Annotated in this window: 22 protein-coding genes and 1 rRNA gene; 12 read left to right on the plus strand and 11 right to left on the minus strand. The window is 51.1% G+C overall.

The window, feature by feature from the left end; translation table 11 throughout:
- Positions 1 to 177 precede the first annotated feature (177 nt).
- Positions 178 to 293: ribosomal RNA gene (gene rrf / locus INT33_RS06575) — 5S ribosomal RNA — on the plus strand.
- 79 nt (positions 294 to 372) lie between these two features.
- On the opposite strand, the gene INT33_RS06580 is transcribed toward rrf, so the two are convergent.
- From INT33_RS06580 to flgA, 4 genes are all read right to left on the minus strand, one after another.
- Positions 373 to 1,113, minus strand: a complete 741-nt coding sequence (locus INT33_RS06580) for an SDR family NAD(P)-dependent oxidoreductase (RefSeq protein WP_193091471.1) — start codon at positions 1,111 to 1,113, stop codon at positions 373 to 375.
- Between the two features lie 99 nt (positions 1,114 to 1,212).
- A complete protein-coding gene (locus INT33_RS06585) occupies positions 1,213 to 1,662 on the minus strand; it encodes a flagella synthesis protein FlgN (protein WP_193091472.1) in 450 nt (149 codons plus the stop codon).
- 11 nt (positions 1,663 to 1,673) lie between these two features.
- Positions 1,674 to 1,940 (minus strand): flagellar biosynthesis anti-sigma factor FlgM, encoded by a 267-nt coding sequence (flgM, locus tag INT33_RS06590; protein WP_192536415.1) that lies wholly within the window; start codon positions 1,938 to 1,940, stop codon positions 1,674 to 1,676.
- Positions 1,941 to 2,027: 87 nt separating this feature from the next.
- Positions 2,028 to 2,666 carry a flagellar basal body P-ring formation chaperone FlgA gene (flgA, locus tag INT33_RS06595; RefSeq protein ID WP_192536554.1) on the minus strand — a complete coding sequence of 213 codons (639 nt, stop codon included), beginning with the start codon at positions 2,664 to 2,666 and terminating at the stop codon, positions 2,028 to 2,030.
- Between the two features lie 279 nt (positions 2,667 to 2,945).
- Here flgA and flgB point away from each other — a divergent pair, with 279 nt between their 5' ends.
- The 11 genes from flgB (at position 2,946) to flgL (ending at position 13,560) form a co-directional block, all read left to right on the plus strand.
- A complete protein-coding gene (flgB, locus tag INT33_RS06600) occupies positions 2,946 to 3,377 on the plus strand; it encodes a flagellar basal body rod protein FlgB (RefSeq protein ID WP_192536416.1) in 432 nt (143 codons plus the stop codon).
- Between the two features lie 27 nt (positions 3,378 to 3,404).
- On the plus strand, positions 3,405 to 3,815 hold the full coding sequence (gene flgC, locus INT33_RS06605; RefSeq protein ID WP_193091473.1) for a flagellar basal body rod protein FlgC: 411 nt from the start codon (positions 3,405 to 3,407) through the stop codon (positions 3,813 to 3,815).
- Between the two features lie 2 nt (positions 3,816 to 3,817).
- A complete protein-coding gene (locus INT33_RS06610) occupies positions 3,818 to 4,513 on the plus strand; it encodes a flagellar hook assembly protein FlgD (RefSeq protein ID WP_193091474.1) in 696 nt (231 codons plus the stop codon).
- A 36-nt stretch (positions 4,514 to 4,549) separates the two neighbouring features.
- On the plus strand, positions 4,550 to 5,767 hold the full coding sequence (flgE, locus tag INT33_RS06615) for a flagellar hook protein FlgE (protein WP_192536419.1): 1,218 nt from the start codon (positions 4,550 to 4,552) through the stop codon (positions 5,765 to 5,767).
- Between the two features lie 31 nt (positions 5,768 to 5,798).
- Positions 5,799 to 6,557, plus strand: a complete 759-nt coding sequence (locus tag INT33_RS06620) for a flagellar basal body rod protein FlgF (protein WP_192536420.1) — start codon at positions 5,799 to 5,801, stop codon at positions 6,555 to 6,557.
- Between the two features lie 35 nt (positions 6,558 to 6,592).
- Positions 6,593 to 7,375, plus strand: a complete 783-nt coding sequence (gene flgG / locus INT33_RS06625) for a flagellar basal-body rod protein FlgG (protein ID WP_018917820.1) — start codon at positions 6,593 to 6,595, stop codon at positions 7,373 to 7,375.
- 24 nt (positions 7,376 to 7,399) lie between these two features.
- Positions 7,400 to 8,089, plus strand: a complete 690-nt coding sequence (locus INT33_RS06630) for a flagellar basal body L-ring protein FlgH (protein ID WP_018917819.1) — start codon at positions 7,400 to 7,402, stop codon at positions 8,087 to 8,089.
- A gap of 46 nt (positions 8,090 to 8,135) precedes the next feature.
- On the plus strand, positions 8,136 to 9,266 hold the full coding sequence (locus INT33_RS06635) for a flagellar basal body P-ring protein FlgI (protein ID WP_192536422.1): 1,131 nt from the start codon (positions 8,136 to 8,138) through the stop codon (positions 9,264 to 9,266).
- Positions 9,266 to 10,288, plus strand: a complete 1,023-nt coding sequence (gene flgJ, locus INT33_RS06640; protein WP_193091475.1) for a flagellar assembly peptidoglycan hydrolase FlgJ — start codon at positions 9,266 to 9,268, stop codon at positions 10,286 to 10,288. The genes INT33_RS06635 and flgJ overlap by 1 nt, the downstream gene beginning before the upstream one ends.
- A 61-nt stretch (positions 10,289 to 10,349) precedes the next feature.
- Positions 10,350 to 12,281 (plus strand): flagellar hook-associated protein FlgK, encoded by a 1,932-nt coding sequence (gene flgK, locus INT33_RS06645; protein ID WP_193091476.1) that lies wholly within the window; start codon positions 10,350 to 10,352, stop codon positions 12,279 to 12,281.
- A gap of 16 nt (positions 12,282 to 12,297) precedes the next feature.
- Positions 12,298 to 13,560: a flagellar hook-associated protein FlgL gene (gene flgL, locus INT33_RS06650; RefSeq protein ID WP_193091477.1), complete on the plus strand. Its 1,263-nt coding sequence runs from the start codon at positions 12,298 to 12,300 to the stop codon at positions 13,558 to 13,560.
- A 74-nt stretch (positions 13,561 to 13,634) separates the two neighbouring features.
- Here flgL and fliR read toward each other — a convergent pair whose 3' ends face one another.
- The 7 genes from fliR to fliL are packed head-to-tail and all read right to left on the minus strand — an operon-like array spanning position 13,635 to position 18,008.
- Positions 13,635 to 14,426, minus strand: a complete 792-nt coding sequence (gene fliR, locus INT33_RS06655; RefSeq protein WP_192536426.1) for a flagellar biosynthetic protein FliR — start codon at positions 14,424 to 14,426, stop codon at positions 13,635 to 13,637.
- Between the two features lie 4 nt (positions 14,427 to 14,430).
- Complete coding sequence (gene fliQ / locus INT33_RS06660; protein WP_018917813.1) at positions 14,431 to 14,700, minus strand: flagellar biosynthesis protein FliQ; 270 nt, start codon at positions 14,698 to 14,700, stop codon at positions 14,431 to 14,433.
- Between the two features lie 30 nt (positions 14,701 to 14,730).
- Positions 14,731 to 15,498 (minus strand): flagellar type III secretion system pore protein FliP, encoded by a 768-nt coding sequence (gene fliP / locus INT33_RS06665; RefSeq protein ID WP_192536427.1) that lies wholly within the window; start codon positions 15,496 to 15,498, stop codon positions 14,731 to 14,733.
- An 8-nt stretch (positions 15,499 to 15,506) separates the two neighbouring features.
- The gene (gene fliO, locus INT33_RS06670; RefSeq protein ID WP_193091478.1) at positions 15,507 to 15,947 is read right to left on the minus strand and encodes a flagellar biosynthetic protein FliO; all 441 of its coding nucleotides are present in this window, start codon (positions 15,945 to 15,947) and stop codon (positions 15,507 to 15,509) included.
- Positions 15,944 to 16,459, minus strand: coding sequence for a flagellar motor switch protein FliN (gene fliN / locus INT33_RS06675; RefSeq protein WP_192536429.1), 516 nt, complete (start codon positions 16,457 to 16,459; stop codon positions 15,944 to 15,946). The genes fliO and fliN overlap by 4 nt, the downstream gene beginning before the upstream one ends.
- Positions 16,456 to 17,511 (minus strand): flagellar motor switch protein FliM, encoded by a 1,056-nt coding sequence (gene fliM, locus INT33_RS06680; protein ID WP_192536430.1) that lies wholly within the window; start codon positions 17,509 to 17,511, stop codon positions 16,456 to 16,458. The genes fliN and fliM overlap by 4 nt, the downstream gene beginning before the upstream one ends.
- Positions 17,512 to 17,531: 20 nt before the next feature.
- Positions 17,532 to 18,008, minus strand: coding sequence for a flagellar basal body-associated protein FliL (gene fliL / locus INT33_RS06685; protein ID WP_192536555.1), 477 nt, complete (start codon positions 18,006 to 18,008; stop codon positions 17,532 to 17,534).
- Between the last annotated feature and the right edge of the window lie 91 nt (positions 18,009 to 18,099).

Here is an 18,099-nt window from a genome sequence, read left to right on the forward strand (position 1 = left end):
CACTGCAAGGTGTTGAGCTAACGTGTACTAATGGCCCGTGAGGCTTGACCCTATAACACCCAAGGGGTCTGGTCGCAGTGATAACGATGAATACCGGATACGCGCGCTGAGCGAGAAAACCGCTTGGCACGAGAGACGACACAAAATACGTCAGCATGATAGACATTGAAAGTTACGCCTGACGACCATAGCGAGCGTGAACCACCTGATCCCTTGCCGAACTCAGTAGTGAAACCGCTTAGCGCCGATGGTAGTGTGGGGTCTCCCCATGCGAGAGTAGGTCATCGTCAGGCACTTATTATGAAAAATCCCCCGGGGCTTGCGCCTCGGGGGATTTTTTTTGCTTATAATTCACCACTCACCACTCACCACTCACCACTCAATAGGTTTGCCTGCCCAGTCCCAAAAGCTACCGCTTTCTTCTGGGGTGCGCTTGTTAATGACATCCAATAGCTGACTAGCAACGAAGCCGGGAGTAAACAGCTTTTCGTTAGGCACCCGGGACTGAAACGGCTCTGAGAGAGGTGTGCAGGTTGTGCCTGGATGTAGGCATAAGACTATTGACGCCTTGTTAAGCCTTTTTAATTCAATCGCCGCCGTTTTGAGCAACATGTTGTGCGCTGCTTTGCTGGCTCGATAGCTATACCAGCCCCCGAGTTGGTTGTCTGTGATGGAGCCAACCCTGGCGGATAGGCTGGCAACAATACAGGCGTGCGTCCCTTTAAAAGACGCTGATAACGCAGCGATCAGTAAAGCTGGCGTAAAGGCATTAACGTGCATGAGAGCCTGCAGGTTACCAGCAGTCAATTGATCTAGCCGCTTTTCGGGTTGAAGGTGCTGAGTGTCATCATGCAGTAAGCCGATGGCGTTAAAAAACAGATGTACTGGCTGCCCGTTTAGTTTTTCCCTCAGTGCAAAGCGCCCTTCCTCAGTAGTTACATCCAATGGGAGTGAAGTGACACGTTCATCGGCAATATCAAGTGGCTGACGACTAACGGCAATAATAAGGCCCACTTGAGAAGAGGACAAAAGGTGCTGTAATACGGCATGACCAATGCCACCAGAGGCGCCGGTAACTAAAACCGTGTAGCGGTCAGGAAGGTAGTCCAGCATAAATAAGCCTAATAGAGGAAGTTGGCTCTCATTCAAGTTGCACGCTGGATATTTGTCTAGAAGGAGTTTAGAGCAGATTATCTGTATTGAAGAAAATAGTTACGCTGATGCGTTGATTCTTCCCGGTTGAGCATTATTACGGCCATCGGGTTTATACAGTGTTTTCTCTGCGATTTGGCGAATGTAGTTCAACATGTCCTGGTTATGCTTCATGCGTACTGAAAGCATTTGCCCAGTCAGTTCGTTCATGCGCGCAACCCGTTCACTCTTTTCAAGTAACGTTGCCCAGGCCGTTTGGCAGCCTGCATCCTGAGCGGCCGCACTGGCTCCCTTGGCACTATCTTCATAGCCAAGACGTTTTTGAACACTGCGACGCAGTGTTTCAATACGCTCAATCTCTGTCAGTAGTGCTTGCTTGTCTTCTGCAACATTGGCGAGTGCTGCACCATCAATATCACCCGGCGTTAGAAGCGTTTGCTCACGCGATAGTAGAGCTACTAGCTCATCAAGGCGTTGCTGTTGATCGGAAAGCAAACGGGCAAGACTCATAATAATTTACCTTATGACTCTGAAAGATTAGCAATTAAGCCGTCAGCAATGCGGGCAGCGTCCATTTCAAGACGGCCTTCACGGATGGCATCACGAATTTCCTGCACTTTCGCGACGTCGACGTCATAGGTTTCGTCGACTTGTGAGTGGCTAAGCTGAGTCGATTCACGCGCTGAGCTGCTCGCTTCAACTGGTTTAGAGCCACCCGCTTTCTGTGTTTCATCACGCTGCTGTGCTTGGTTAGAGCGAAGCAGTGAATTGAGATTATCAATTTTCACGTTGTGTGCCTTTATGGTCAACGTCTGTGTATTCTGCGCCTGTGATATTAGCTATCGGCCTTAATGGTTAAAACTTTAGACACATAATTAAAAATCCACCATTAAAATACCTGGCTCGATAACGCGGGCAGTCACCAGTTCGCGTGTATTAAAGCGTACACGAACTCGGTCTCCCTGGGCGCCACTCTCCAATGCTTCACCCTCGCGCGAAACACGAAATGAGCTGCCTTGTGCTATGACCGTAACGCGCTGACCGCGTTCCACAAGCGAAGGTGCCTGCAGGAAATGATTTTGAAAAGCACTGCCGCTTCGAATTTGGCGCTGTGCAATTTTGCCGACGATTTCCGCTTTATCGATGAGTGCTTGAGAAGAAAGGTTGCTCAAATTACCACTCTGCTGCACAAGCATGTCCGGCGTAATTAACGTGCCTCGTTCAATATCATGCTGTGCTACCCAGTAGCTGCCAATAACATCTATTTGCGCCTGCAGGTAGCGCACCTGCTGGTGTGTCTCACCACACCTGACCCCTACCGAGACGCGGCCAATAGGGGATTGGCCCGCATTAGGCAGAAAAGGCTCCGGTTGAACACAGGGGGGGAGATGTGGTGAAGGCGGGCGTAGCTCAATCACAACCTCTTCCCCCAGTGATTGGGTCTGCTGATACAGAAACTGATGTACTTGTTGAAGAAGAGCATCATCGGCATACGCATGTGAAAAGCAAAACAAACAAGCGCCTATTAGAAAGTAACGCTTGAACACTGCCAAGCAGCGACGTGTAACGCGCAGCGGATATGACATGGTGGGAGCTCAGAAGGGAAAAACAACGAATTTAGCCAATGAGTGTAACTTTAGCTGATGAGTGTAGCGAAAAAGTATTAAACGAAACAGGCGAAATGCTGGTGTAAATACTAGCTGTTCCATGCTTTGAGCTGACAGGCAGGCGCGTATTCTCCACCCTCAATAAATTTCATTTTATTTTTGCCTCCCAGCTAGCGAGGGCTTGGCATGATTGATCAATTAGAATCCGCCTTTAACTACCATCAGCAGGCGTTAGGCTTGCGGCAATCAAGGCATGAAGTATTGGCTGCCAACATCGCGAATGCTGATACGCCTAACTATAAAGCGCGCGATATCGATTTCGCCAGCGAATTGAAAAAAGCCGTTGAAGGTGGTGCATCCCAGCCAAACAATAACGGCGGTTTAACGCTATCGCGTACTTCTGAACGGCATATGGCTGGCACTGGCCCCGCTTGGCGAGGCGCAGGCAGTACGGAATTGCTATATCGGATTCCTGACCAACCCAGCCTAGATGGCAATACGGTTGATATGGATCGTGAACGCACTCAATTTGCTGACAATGCCGTACGTTACCAAGCGGCGCTTACGATTATGAATCGCCGTATCCAGGGTCTGAAAAACGCCATGCAGCCTGAATAAACCGGCTGATTGCGTAGGAGATAAATGATGTCGATGTTTTCAGCGTTTGATGTTGCCGGTTCTGCCATGAGCGCTCAGTCCCAACGTATGAACGTGACCGCCAGTAATATGGCCAATGCCGATAGTATTGCAGGGCCAGATGGTGAAACGTATCGCGCGAAGCAGGTTATGTTTGAAGCGCAGGCGCAAAACACCCGCTACGGCGTAGGTGGCGTGAGAGTCTCCGAAATCGTTGAAGACGATTCTCCCTTGCGCCTTGAATACATGCCGAATCATCCTGCCGCCGACGAAGACGGCTACGTGGCGAAACCCAACGTAGAGCCGGTACACGAAATGGTTAATATGATTTCTGCCTCTCGTTCCTACCAAGCGAATGTCGAGGTCTTCAATACGACAAAGCAAATGATGATTCAGACGCTTTCGCTGGGTGAGGGATAAGCATGAATAATATTGATACAAGCGTCGTTAGCAGTATTAACAGCGGTGGTGGCTCCAGTGGCCTTTCAGCTCGGCAGTCAGATGAGCTTAGAAATAGCTTCATGACGCTACTAATTACCCAGTTGCAAAACCAAGATCCGTTAAAGCCGATGGAAAATTCGGAAATGACGTCGCAGTTGGCTCAAATTAATACCGTAAGCGGGATCGAAGAGCTTAACTCCACGCTTGAAGGCATTACTCAGCAGATGGATGCGGCGAAAGCCTTGCAGGCAGCTGGGTTGATCGATAAAGCGGTATTGGTGCCTGGCAATAATGTGATGGTCAGTGTTGATGAAGAGAACGGCTCTTACGCAACGCCTTTTGGTATTGAGCTGGATTCAGCCGCTGAAAAAGTTGTCGTCACGGTTACCAGCAAGGCAGGTGAGGTGCTTTATACCAAGGACCTGGGCGCGGTGGCGGCAGGTGTTGAATCCTTTAGCTGGGGCGGATTGACGAACGATGGTGCCGCAGTACCGGCAGGTGCCTACAACGTTAATTTCAAGGCCACGAATGCAGAAGGCGAGTTGATGGAGTCTCGAGCGCTTAACTATGCCCTGGTACAAGGTGTATCGCCTGGGACCGGTGGAGATAATGTTCGCCTAGATCTTGGCGCGATCTATGGCCAGGTCACCCTTGATCAGATTAAACAAATTCTGTAATTACCTGCTAAACGCTAATTTTCTTAGGGGAACATTATGAGCTTTTCACAAGCACTCAGCGGTCTCAGTGCGCAACAGCAAAAGTTAGGCGCGATTGGTAATAATATTGCCAACTCGCAAACAGTCGGTTTCAAGAGCTCTAACGTGCAATTTGCTGATGTGTATGCAGAGTCGCGCATTGGGCTAGGTGTACGAACATCTGCAGTATTGCAGAACTTTAGCCAGGGCAACGTAGAGTCAACGTCACGTAATATGGATTTGGCGATTTCCGGTGAAGGTTTTTTCCGGTTTCAACAGTCTAGTGGTGAAGCAGCTTATTCACGCAACGGACAGTTAACCATGACGGCGGATGGTCGCTTAATTAATGCCCAAGGTGCCCAGCTTATGGGGTATCCGGCGGATGCAGAAGGCAACGTTCAAGTGGGCGGCAATGTTGTCCCCTTGAATATTCCACCAGGCGACCTTCCTGCAAATGCATCGACAGCCCTGAATGTTTCCCTGAACCTGAATTCAGGTCAACCGATCATTGATGCTGATTTCGATGCCGAAAATGCCAACACGTATAACTACTCCACAAATGCAACCGTTTTTGACTCTCAGGGTAATGCCCGAAATCTCGCGTTGTATTTTACTAAAACAGCTGACAACCAGTGGTCTGTAAATGGACGCCTCTCTGGTGGGCCTGCGGGAAGTGGAACGTACGACGTTGCGCTAGGGGGGCTAACATTTAATCAAAATGGTGTCTTGCAAGAGGATAATACGAATAACGCCCTATTTGACGATACTGAGTTTGGTGAAGGCAACGCGCTCGCTAACTTAGATATAGATCTTAGTTTTGAAGGTAGTACGCAGTTTGCCAATAATTCGACCGTCAATGACGTTATCCAGGATGGGTATACGTCTGGTTCATTAGTGGGTATTACTTTTGAGAATGACGGCACCGTCATGCGTAACTATTCCAATGAGCAGTCTCGTGCCGCTGGGCAAGTTGCTTTGGTAACGTTCCGTAATCCAGAAGGGTTGCGACCTGAAGGTAATAATCTTTGGACCGCAACAGGTTCTTCAGGACAAGAGCTGGTCGGTGCGCCAGGCGAAGGTTTACGTGGCATGATCCAGCCCAGTGCAACGGAGACCTCTAACGTCGACATGGCGCGTGAGCTGGTTGATATGATCGTCGCGCAGCGCTCTTACCAAGCTAACTCACAGACTATCAGCACCCAGGATGAGCTCCTGCAAACCATTATTAACCTTTAATAGTGGGTCATTTCTGTAAGGAGTAAGTGGTATGGATCGGATGCTTTATACCGCCATGAGTGGCGCTAAACACGCCATGGATCAGCAGTCCGTGGTGACCAATAACCTGTCGAATGTGACGACTACCGGGTTTCGTGCCCAGCTGCAGGCCGCACGCTCTGTGCCTGTGCAGGGAGAGGCGTTATTGGCAACGCGTACGTCAGTAGTAACCACGACGCCGGGCAGCGATTTTTCCCAGGGGCCGGTCGAGTTTACGGGCCGTGCGCTGGATGTAGCCATGCAGGGCAACGCCTGGATGGCGGTATTGGCAGACGATGGCACTGAAACCTACACCAAGCGCGGTGACCTCCAGCTAGACAGCGATGGCGTACTGCTTAACGTCGGGCGGCCGGTTATGGGAGACGGTGGTCCGATTGCTGTGCCTCAAGGTGCTCAGGTATCCATCGGCGCTGATGGTACGATCAGTGCCATTCCCGAAGGTGAAGGCCCTGAAGCGTTGGTTGAAGTTGGCCGTATCAAGCTGGTAACGCCTGATGAACTCGCGCTGACGCGTGGCGATGATGGCCTGTTTCGTGGCCCCCTCAATGAAGAGGGCGTGGCAGGTGCCCTTCCAGGCGACGAGAACGCTCGCCTGGTCAGTGGTGCACTTGAGGGCAGCAACGTCAGCGCCGTGGATGCCATGGTATCGATGATCGATGTTGCCCGGCGCTACGACATGCAAATGAAAATGCTCAGCACCGCTGATGAAAATGCTCAGCGCGCCAACAGTATTCTCTCTATTCAGGGCTAAACCCTAGCCGCTTACCCAAGGGAACACGAATTCTCATGATTACTTCTTTGTGGACCGCCAAGACGGGGCTGGAGTCTCAGCAGACGAAGCTGGACGTTATCTCCAATAACTTGGCCAACGTCAGCACCAATGGATTCAAGCGCTCACGTCCGGTTTTTGAAGATCTGCTGTATCAGAACATGCGCCAGCCTGGCGCGCAGAATAATATTCAGGACCGTCTGCCTTCAGGTATGCAGGTAGGCACGGGAGTGCGTGCTGTCGCCACGGAGCGACTACATACCCAAGGCGGCCTGGAAGAAACCGGCAATTCGCGTGATATTGCCATTAACGGTGAAGGTTTCTTCCAGGTATTACTACCTGATGGGACTAACGGCTACACCCGAGATGGTAGCTTCCAGCTCAATGAAAATGGCCAGATGGTGACGGCAAACGGTTATCCGTTAGAGCCTGCTATTTTTATTCCTGAAAATGCGCTGTCGGTGTCTATTGGCGAAGATGGTACGGTCAGCGTTCGTCAGCCAGGAATAGCCCAGGATGCTAATATTGGCCAAATCAACGTCGCGTCGTTTATTAATCCGGCCGGCTTAGAAAGCGTGGGCGGCAACTTATATCTGGAAACCGGCGCATCGGGAGCCCCTAACCAAAATGCACCCGGTAATAATGGCGCTGGACGCCTGTTTCAAGGCTATGTTGAAACCTCAAACGTGAATGTCGTAGAAGAAATGGTCAGCATGATTCAGACACAGCGTGCGTATGAGATTAACAGTAAAGCGGTATCTACCAGCGATGAAATGCTGGCACGCTTAAGCCAGTTATAAGTGCGCGTTGAGGTTTATTGAGCCATGCGGGAATTTCACTACGTTAGCCGTCGGCTAGGCGTCATCGCTTTGCTGTTTTTTATATTGCTGGCCGCTGGCTGCGCGCAGATACCCCGCGCCTCAGTTGTGGGCGAGCAGGAGCAGATTGATATCGTGGATCGTCCGCCGCCTGTTGCCAATGGGTCCATCTACCAGTCGCGGCGTGGCTATCAGCCATTGTTTGAAGACCGCCGACCTAGAGCCATGGGCGATATCCTCACCATCGTGCTGGATGAGCAGGTAAGTGCAAGCAAAAATGCTAGTACCAACGCGGCCCGGGCAGGTAGCTCTTCGCTGACACTGGCGCAATTACCGGATGTACTGGATACCCTGGCCGAATATGGTTTTGATGTTTCGGGTGCCAGTGATTTTACCGGTGGCGGCGGGGCGCAAGCGACGAACTCTTTCACCGGCACCATCACGGTGTCCGTACTGGAAGTCATGAATAACGGCAACTTGCGAGTCAGAGGGGAGAAGCAGATAGCCATCAACCAGGGAACCGAATTTATTCGTTTCTCGGGCGTGGTTAACCCCCGAACGATAACGACACAGAATACGGTGCCATCAACACAAGTCGCGGATGCCCGCATCGAGTATGTTGGCGATGGCTATATCAATGAAGCGCAGCATATGGGTTGGCTGCAGCGCTTTTTCCTAAATGTTTCGCCTTTCTAGCGATGTCTGGAAAAACCAAACAGCAGAGTAATCTAGAGTGATGGCAATGCGGCTAAACGGTGTTAAATCCATTAAAAGACAGCTAGCTCAACTAGGTAGCGTTCTGCTTGTGTGCCTGCTTGCCTTTCCGGCCCATGCTGAACGCATCCGCGAGCTGGCCACCTTTGCCGGCGTGCGCGATAACCAACTAGTGGGTTACGGGCTGGTCGTGGGCCTGGACAGCACCGGTGACCAAACGACTCAGGCACCGTTTACCGGCCAGAGCTTGACGAACATGCTGTCACAGCTGGGCGTGACTATCCCGCCGGGTACCAATATGCAGCTGCGTAACGTAGCGGCCGTCATGATAACCGCTGATCTTCCCCCCTTTTCGCGCCCCGGCCAGCGTCTAGATATTGTCGTTTCGTCGATTGCCAACGCGCGTAGCCTGCGCGGCGGTACACTCTTGATGTCGCCGCTGAAGGGGGCTGATGGTGATACCTATGCGATTGCCCAAGGCAATATGCTGGTAGGTGGTGCGGGTGCCCAGGCCGGTGGTAGTAGCGTTCAGATCAACCAGCAGGCCTCAGGGCGTATCCCCGGCGGAGCGCTGGTTGAACGTGAGGTGCCGTTGAACCTGGGGGGCAATGGCGGCTTACTGGAGCTGCAGCTGAACGATGCTGACTTTGGTACCGTGCAGCGCATGGTAACGGCCATTAATAGCGAGTTTGGCCAGTCGGTTGCCTATGCTCGCGATGGCCGTGTGATCGCTTTGGATGGCCCGCTTGACCCTAACGCGCGGGTCAATTTCATGGCGCGGGTCGAGAATGTTCAGGTCACGCCCACAGAAGCCCCAGCGCGTGTGGTGCTTAATTCGCGCACGGGCTCTGTGGTGATGAACAGCGCCGTGACGCTGCGCCAGGCTGCGGTTGCCCATGGCAGCCTGTCGATCATGATTGATACGCGCTTTGGTGTGAGTCAGCCAGCGCCCTTAGGGCAGGGGCAAACCGTGGTGGTGCCGGATGCCGATATTAATATCGAGCAGCAGGAGGCCTATCTTCAGATTGTTGAAGGTGCGCAGCTTAATGAAGTAGTGAACGCCTTGAATGCGCTGGGTGCCACGCCGCAGGATCTGATGTCGATTCTGGAAGCGCTGAAAGCGTCCGGCTCGCTTCGCGCTGAGCTGGAGGTCATCTGATGAGTATTTCCAATGACATGACCAGCCAGTTTGCACTCGATGTGCAGGGCTTTCAGCGCTTGCAGCATACCGCTCGAATGGACCCTGAAGCCGGTGTGCATTCGGCCGCCCAGCAGTTTGAAGCGCTTTTCGTACAAATGATGATGAAGAGTATGCGTGACGCCATCCCCACCTCCGGTTTACTGAGCAGTAGCACGACCGATACCTACCAACAGATGTTGGACCAACAGTGGTCACAGGTAATTGCGTCTAAAGGTATGGGGTTAGCCGATGTGTTGGTAGACCAGCTAAAGCGCCAAGGCGTTGTAGGTAACGCTAATAACGCTGACCAAGAGCTACAAACGCTAATTGCGGGCATCCCTCGTGGTACGCCTCGCGTGCTGGATGGGGCGCTACAGCCTCAAGATGAGCGTGCTGTAGGCGCTCAAGCCACTAGCCGATTCTTGAGCGAGCTTGAAGCAATACGTCAGGGCACCATCGTCGAAGAAAGCCAGCCGATCACTATTAATGCTCCGGTAACAACAGTCAATGCGCCTGATCACGTGCAGCGATTTATGGAAAAACTAGCGGTACCCGCTCAAGCTGCCAGTGCGGCCAGCGGAGTGCCTGCAGAGCTTATTCTAGCTCAGGCGGCGCTTGAAACCGGCTGGGGGCGGCATGAAATACCGACTCATCGGGGAGGCAATAGCCATAACCTGTTTGGAATCAAGGCAGGTAGCCACTGGCAGGGCGAGACAACGGATATCGTGACTCACGAATATATTAACGGTCGGCGTACCCAGGTCGTTGATACGTTCCGGGTATATGATTCGTTTGAACATTCGCTTACCGACTATGCCAACCTGATCGGTAATAATCCTCGCTATGCTGGTGTTGTGCAGGCTGCTAATGCCGAGCAGGCAGCCCATGCCCTGCAGCAGGGTGGTTATGCAACTGACCCGCGCTATGCACAAAAATTGGTCGCCGTCATGAATACCATGGGGCCAGTAACACAGAGTACTTTCTTAGCTGATTCGCGCTAACGGGGCTCAAGTTTTTCAGGGCGCTGCCGATAAATTATCCATCGGCCCAAGGATATGAACCATGAGCATGTTTTCTGTTGGCTTAAGCGGCCTTAATGCCGCCCAGAATGCCCTCAACACCACCAGTAACAATATTAGTAATATTTTTACTCCCGGCTATAACCGCGAACTCACCCAGCTGGGCGAAGGACGTGTGAGTGGCGGTGTTCAAGTCAATGCTATTGAGCGACAGTTCAATATTTATGTCGCTAACCAGCTAAACAATGCGAAAACACAATCGAGTGCGCTTGAGACCTATAACAATCAGGTTTCGCAAATCGATAATCTGCTGGCCGACCGAGCAGCTGGCTTATCGCCGTTGATGCAGGGTTTCTTCTCTTCGCTGGAAGATCTTGCAAGCTCGCCGTCTGACCCCGCCGCTCGGCAAGGCGTATTAGGTACAGCCAATACATTGAGTGCTCAGTTCCGTTCTTTTGATGGCTATCTGCAGGATATGCAGAGCAATATCAATAGCCAAATCAAAGACGAAGTTACCCAGATCAATAATACGACAGAGCAGATTGCGGGCTTAAATAAAGAGATTGCCTTGGCTCGTGCGCGAACAGGCGAAGCGCCTAATAGTTTGCTTAACCAGCGCGATAAAATGGTTTCCGATCTTAACGAGCGGATGGATCTGCGTCTAAATATTCAAGACGGCAAAACCTATAACATTAGTTTGCCCAATGGCCAGCCACTGGTAACGGGAACAAACTCATTCCAACTTGAAGCAGTGAAAGCTGATTCTGACCCACAGCGTACGGTAGTCGGTTATCGTGATGGTGGTAATAATTTAACGAAGCTAGACGAGTCAACGATCAAAGGTGGTGCGTTAGGTGGGTTAATGTCCTTCCGCTCAGAAACGCTGGACAAAACTCAAAATCAGATTGGCCAACTAGCTGTTTCGCTATCCGTTGCGTTTAACGAGCAGCATAAAAAAGGCGTAGATCTGGATGGTGAGCAGGGCGGTGACTTTTTCTCCGTACGTGCGCCACAAGGTTACGCCAACGAGAAAAATATCGGTAATGCTGATGTGACGGTGACATTTGACGCCGCCAATATCGACCAGCTTAAGGCAACTGATTACACCGTTCGTTTTGAAGACAATGCGCCTGTCGTTACACGTAATGATAGTGGGCAAGTCGTAGCGTTTGATCAAGAATCTTGGGATAACGGTAATGAGTTGAAATTTGGCGGTATCAGTGTTGAATTTAACGGTAGTGCGCGCTCCGGCGACCGTTTCGAAATCCAGCCTGTACGCCGTGCCGGTAACGGAATGGAAGTTAATATTGCTGATGTGGACAAAATAGCCGCTGGTGATGCGGGGCTTGATGACCAAGGCGGCAGCCCGCTTAACTCATTTAAAAGCACGGGCAATTTAGATGTTAGCGAGTTAAGCACAGCATCCGGCGCTTTTTCTGAGAATAAGCAATATCAGCTAAAGGTGGATGAGGAAGGTACGCTGACACTGACGCCTGAAGCAAGAATCACCGTTGACGGTGCAGTCTTTGATGCATCTGAAGATAAGTTATCAGTTGGAGATGCTGTTGTTATTGATGGCATCAGTTTTACGCTGGATGAACTCCCAGACGAGGATGCAACGGCAACGTTAACCGTCAGCCAGAACATTATCGCAGCCACTGGCGATAACCGTAACGCATTGGCCCTGCAAGAACTGCAGAGCAAGTCCGTGGTGGGTGGCTCCGCTTCCGTGAGCGGTGCTTATGCATCGATTGTCAGCGATGTCGGTAACCGCACTAATATTACTCAGGTCAACCTGGATGCGCGCCAAGGCCTAACCGATCAGCTGCGTGCTGTTCAGCAGTCTGAGTCGGGCGTTAACCTGGATGAAGAGGCCGCCAACCTGATTCGTTACCAGCAGTACTATATGGCTAACGCTCGTGTCATTGATACGGCGGGCACCATTATGGATACCATCTTGAACCTGCGCGGCTAATTCTGGAGCTTAAATTATGCGTATTAGTACCGTTACCATGTTTGAGCAAAGCACGGCGTCCATGAACCGCCAGCAGAGCGATTTCTTAAAGGTGAGCCAGCAGATCGCCAGCGGTCGTCGGGTGGTAAATCCTTCAGATGATCCGCAGGCGGCATCACGTGCCGTTGGTGTTGATCAGTCGATCGCCATCACAGAGCAGTATGCGGACTCGCGCGTTTCTGCTCGCAATTCGCTTTCTCAGACAGAAAGCATATTAAACAGCGTGAGTGATGCGGTCACTAGTGCCAAAACACTGCTAATCCAGGCTTCCAGCGATACCCTAAGCAACGCTGACCGTGAGTCGATTGCCAGTGAGCTAAAAGGGGTTTATGAAACGCTGATTGGCCAGGCTAATGCTACCGATGGCAATGGACGCTATCTGTTTGGTGGCTATAAAGATAATGCGCCGCCTTTTGTTAAAACGGCTGAAGGTAATGTTGAATATAGTGGCGATGTCAATGGTCGTCAGCAGCAGGTTGACGCCTCCCGCTTAATGCCTGTTACCGAAAATGGTAAAACTATTTTCCAAAGTGTGCCCAGTGGTGCTGGCTATATTGCAGAAGCTGTCAAAGAAGATGGCACACGCAACACGGGTAGCGTGACCTTTAGTGGCCCCCAGGTCACAGACGTTAGCGATGACAATTATGGGGATGACTACCGTGTCGCCTTCGGGGGAACGGAGGATGCGCCCACCTATACAGTACAGCGTTTTGACGAAGCCACAAATGCCTGGTCTAACGTAGAGGAGCATGTTGATCAGCCCTATACTGGTGGCACGGATACACAGCAGCTCTCGTTCGGCGGAGTGAAAGTCTCATTAGAAGGCCAGCCGCAGTCAGGTGACCAAATTTTAGTCGCCCAGGCAGGCAGCGATCAGCGCGAACCGGATCTGTTTAAAACGCTAGAGTCGGCTATTCGTGTATTGGAAACCCCAGCCGAAAGTACCAGTGAGCGAGCGGAACTGCGCAATACCTTGAATACCTCAATGCGCGATTTGGATAACGCACTGGATAACGTATTGACGGTACGTGCCTCTGCTGGTGCAAGGCTGAATGAGCTGGATGTTATTGATGCAGTTGGTAGCAACCGAATGATGAACTATACGCAGACATTATCAGATTTAGTCGATCTTGATTACGCCGAGGCGATTTCTGAGTACAGTTTGCGTCAGGTTGGCTTGCAGGCATCGCAAAAAGCATTTGTCGATATTAAAGGTATGTCTCTGTTCGACTATATGTAATTGTAAGCCACAGATAGACATCGCTATTTAAAGCCCCTGTGCCTTTTAGGCATGGGGGCTTTGATATAGGGGCTTTAGTTTATGGGTGCCATTGTTTCTATTAAGGTTTGCATCATTCCAAGCGCTTGGCTAAAGAGAGACTGCAAAAAACGTCCGATATCGTTCATCAATACCATTAAAAGAGTAATACCTACAGTTAATGAGGTGGGAAAGCCGATATTGAAAACCGTAAGTTGGGGGGCGGAGCGGTTAAGAATGCCGAGCGCCAGGTTAATAATCAGCAGGGCGCCTACCAGTGGCAATGCCAGTAACATGCCGGAGGCAAATATAGTGCCTGCGTAACGGGCAAGAAGCTCAAAGGCGCCAGGGTTTAAGCCTCCTATGCCAATGGGTAAGGTCACAAAACTCATAATCAGCGTTTCAAGTACCATTAAATGGCCATTAAACGCTAAAAACATCAACAGCGTAATCATATATAAAATACGCGAAAGCACCATGATGTTGGTGCCGCTTGAAGCATCAAAAAAGGTCGCAAATGCTAGCCCCATCTGCAAACCAATATACTCCCCGGCCGCCTGAACAACAGCAAACACAATATGCATCACCAGCCCCATGGCTAGCCCGATAAGCATCTGTTCCACCATGATGCCGACCCCTGCCCACGACATAATGGCCACATTTGGCATGGCAGGAAGAATGGGAGCAATGACAATGGTAACTAACGCGGCGAGCCCTACTTTCGCCTGGTTGGGGATACTTGAGTGTCCCCAAAGCGGAGAAGCGGCCATGAACGCCGTAATGCGCGCAAAGGGCCATAGAAAGGCTATTAACCAGCCTTGCAGCTGCGCAAAGGTGATATCCACCATGGGATTACATCACCATGTTGGGAATGTTGCTAAACAGCCGGGTAGTAAAATCAGTAATCAAACTAATCAGCCATGGGCCTGCGAGTACCAAGACAGCAAACACCGCCAGAATTTTAGGAATAAAGGTCAGCGTCATTTCGTTAATTTGCGTGGCCGCTTGAAAGAGACTGACGATCAAGCCTGTGAAGAGTGCCGCCAGTAGTATAGGCCCTGCAAGAAACAGCGTTACACGCATGCCCTGGTAAGCCATGCTCATCACCATTTCAGGAGTCATTGGATTGCTCCTTGCCGCTTAATGCGGCACTTAAATAACATAAAAGCTTTGGGCTAGTGAGCCAATGATTAACTGCCAACCGTCAACCAATATAAAAAGCATTAATTTGAACGGTAGTGAGATCGTCACCGGGGGCACCATCATCATGCCGAGTGCCATTAACGTACTGGCCACGACTAAATCGATAATCAAAAAAGGAATAAAAACAGTAAACCCAATTTGAAATGCAGTTTTAAGCTCACTGGTAACAAAGGCAGGTAGAAGCACCCTGAAAGGAAGCTCTTCAGGGCCTTGTAGGGGGCCTACATCTGCTAAGCGCACGAACAGAGCCAGGTCGGGTTCTCGCGTCTGAGCCAGCATAAATTCACGAAATGGTAGTTGGGCCCGCACCAAAAACTCTTCAAAATTAATGGTTTCGTTGGATAAAGGCTGCCAGGCAGTGTCGTACACCTGGGCCAGAACGGGTGACATAATAAAAAAGGTCAAAAAGAGAGCAATACCTAACAGTACCTGATTAGGCGGCGTTGCCTGTGTACCCATCGCCGTTCTAAGAAGGCTAAGGACGATAATAATTCGGGTAAAGCTGGTCATCATCAGTAGCATTGCGGGCAAAAAAGCCAGCGAGCTTAAAAACAGCAGCGTTTGAAGTGATAGCGACCACTGCTGACCACCGTCCTCAAGCGGTTGCGAGATAATGCCTGGCAATTGCTGTGCGTGCGCGGGATTAACCAGTATACAAAGCGTAATCGCAATGCCAAACAGCAGCCAAGACTGCCAGTAGGGCCGAGAGGAGTGCATCCTATGCCTCATGGTGTTTGGTGGGGGTCGTCGCGCGTACTTCTGCGCCGGTTTTTTACCAGCGCCTGAGAAAGCCGCTGTGAAAAGCGTGGAGCATCAGGGGCGGGAGAGTCATCGGGTGGGCGCTCTTCTGGGGCTGGGCGCTCGTGTAGCTTGGTAATTCGCCCACCGCTTACCCCAAGGACCAGCCAGGTATCTTCGATTTCCACCACCACGACACGCTCGCGATTTCCAACTGCAGTGCTGGTGATAACGCGAAGCCGAGCGCCCTGTTGGGGGCGCACGTTCTGCCAGCGTTTTAAAAGTGCCGTGCAAAGCAGAATCATGGCAATAACAAATGCCAGCGCCGCGGCAGTCTTGCCTAGCATGGCCATGCCGATAAACGCATCGCCACTATCGCTAAGCGACTCTAGCGCGCCGCTTGGGAGTGAGGTTGTTTCAGCGCTCATCGATTAAGCTTGTGAATGCGCTCGGAAGGAGTAATGATTTCCGTAATACGGATACCGTACTTGTCTTCAATAACGACGACTTCACCCTGTGCGATCAAATAGCCGTTAATCAGGATATCCATGGGTTCACCCGCTAGCCCGTCAAGCTCGATAACAGACCCTTGCGCTAGCTCAAGTAGTTGCTTGATCGTTAATTTTGTACGGCCAAGCTCAACGGTAAGCTTGACCGGAATATCCATGATCATTTCAAGATCACGCGCCTGCGCACTTTCACCTATGGCGCTGAGAGGGCGAAAGATATCGTCGCTTGCCGCTTTGGCTGTTGAAGTGTCAGGTGCCGCGTCGCTAGGTGCGGGTTGCTCTTCCGCTGCTTCCTGTTCGGCCATCGCCGCCGCCCATGGATCTTCCTCGTCGGCGACATCGTTAGTGGCTGGGTTCTCTGCTTGTTCAGACATGGCGTCCGCCCAATCGTCATCGGAGACATTTTGATCGGGTTTGTTGGGATCAGTCATGCTTTGGATTCCTTGGCTTTCTGTCGCGTCGAACCTTTAATAAAGTCCTTTGACGATACGTTATTCATAGCGGCATGGTCGATCATGTGAAGTACGCGCAGCGCATGCTGCTGACGCTGGCTGCCATATTCGCATTCCATGACGGGGACTCCATCAACACGAGCGGTTATCGTATTGGGGATATCTAACGGTAATACGTCGCCTTGCTTGAGCCCCATCACGTGCGCAATACGGCTAGGTATTTGGGCAAACTCCGCTACAAGCTCTACTTCAGATTGACGTAACTCGCTGGCCATACGGCGGGACCAAGTGCCGTCATGGTCGTGATTACTATCATTGATAGGGTTGGCCAGCAGGTCTCGTAAAGGCTCAATCATGGCGTAAGGCATGCAGATCTGGAAATTGCTTGAGAGGTTGCCCACCTCAATGTTGAACTTGGTATTAACTACAATTTCGTTGGGGGAATTGGTGATGTTGGCAAACTTGGACTGCACTTCAGAGCGCATAAAATTAACATCAAGCGGATACACGACTTTCCACGCTTCCTGATAGGCATCGATGGCCAGGTTCAGTAGGCGGTGAATAATGCGCTGCTCTGTATTGGTAAACTCACGACCGTCTGACTTGGTGACAAAGCGCCCATCGCCGCCAAATAAGTTATCCACTACCATAAACACAAGATTGGGTGGAAACACAACGAGTGCAGAACCGCGCAAGGGCTTCATTGACACAAGGTTCAGGTTGGTCGGCACCGGAACATTGCGTGAGAACTCGCTAAAACTTTGATAGCGAACGGATTCAACCGTGATATCGGCGCTGCGCCGAATCAAGTTAAATAAACCGTTTCGGAAGTAGCGGGCAAAGCGCTCATTGATAAAGTCGAGTGCATGCAGCCGCTCACGAATGACCCGATGTTGCGTTGAGGGATCATAAGGGCGAATGCGCGCCTCATCCTGTGATGGCGATGCTGAAGGCGATGGCTCATCATCACCACTGACACCTTTTAATAAGGCGTCAATTTCTTCCTGGGACAGTAGATCGTCCTGCGACATGAACGGCTCCAGTTCCCGGCTTATTGCACAATAAATTCGGTAAACAGCACTTCGCGTAAATCAAGCGGCGGCTGGTTTTCCGTTAAAGGAACGCCGAGGCGGCTGATAATAGCCTGCGCGAGCTGTTCTTTGCCTTCAACCGAGGTAAGTTCGCTGGCCTGTTTACCCGACAGTAAAATCAGTAGCCGGCTACGCACCTGAGGCATATGTTCTTCGATAATTGCTTTGCTTTCCTCATTACCTACACGCAGCGTGATGCCTGTATATAGTAAGCGAGACCCATAGCTGTCATCGGCGAGATTGACCGTAAAGGGGTCAATGCGGGTAAAAACAGGTGGTTCGCGCTCTGCTGTTGGCTGGGTTCCTTCGTCAGCGCTATGGCCATCTCGCTGGTCGAGCACCATATAAATGGCGGCAGCCGCGCCCGCTGAAGAGAGGAGCACTAGAACAATCATTATCCAGAGCAGTTTTTTGGAGCCGCCGCTTTTTTCAGCCATTTCTCGTTTCGTTCCCATAATCGCTACACATGCCACTGATTACGCATTATGCCTAATATGGCTGTGAGTGATGAAATGAACAGGCTCGCTT

It is taken from the genome of Halomonas colorata (genome assembly GCF_014897985.1).
GTDB classification, from domain to species: domain Bacteria; phylum Pseudomonadota; class Gammaproteobacteria; order Pseudomonadales; family Halomonadaceae; genus Vreelandella; species Vreelandella colorata.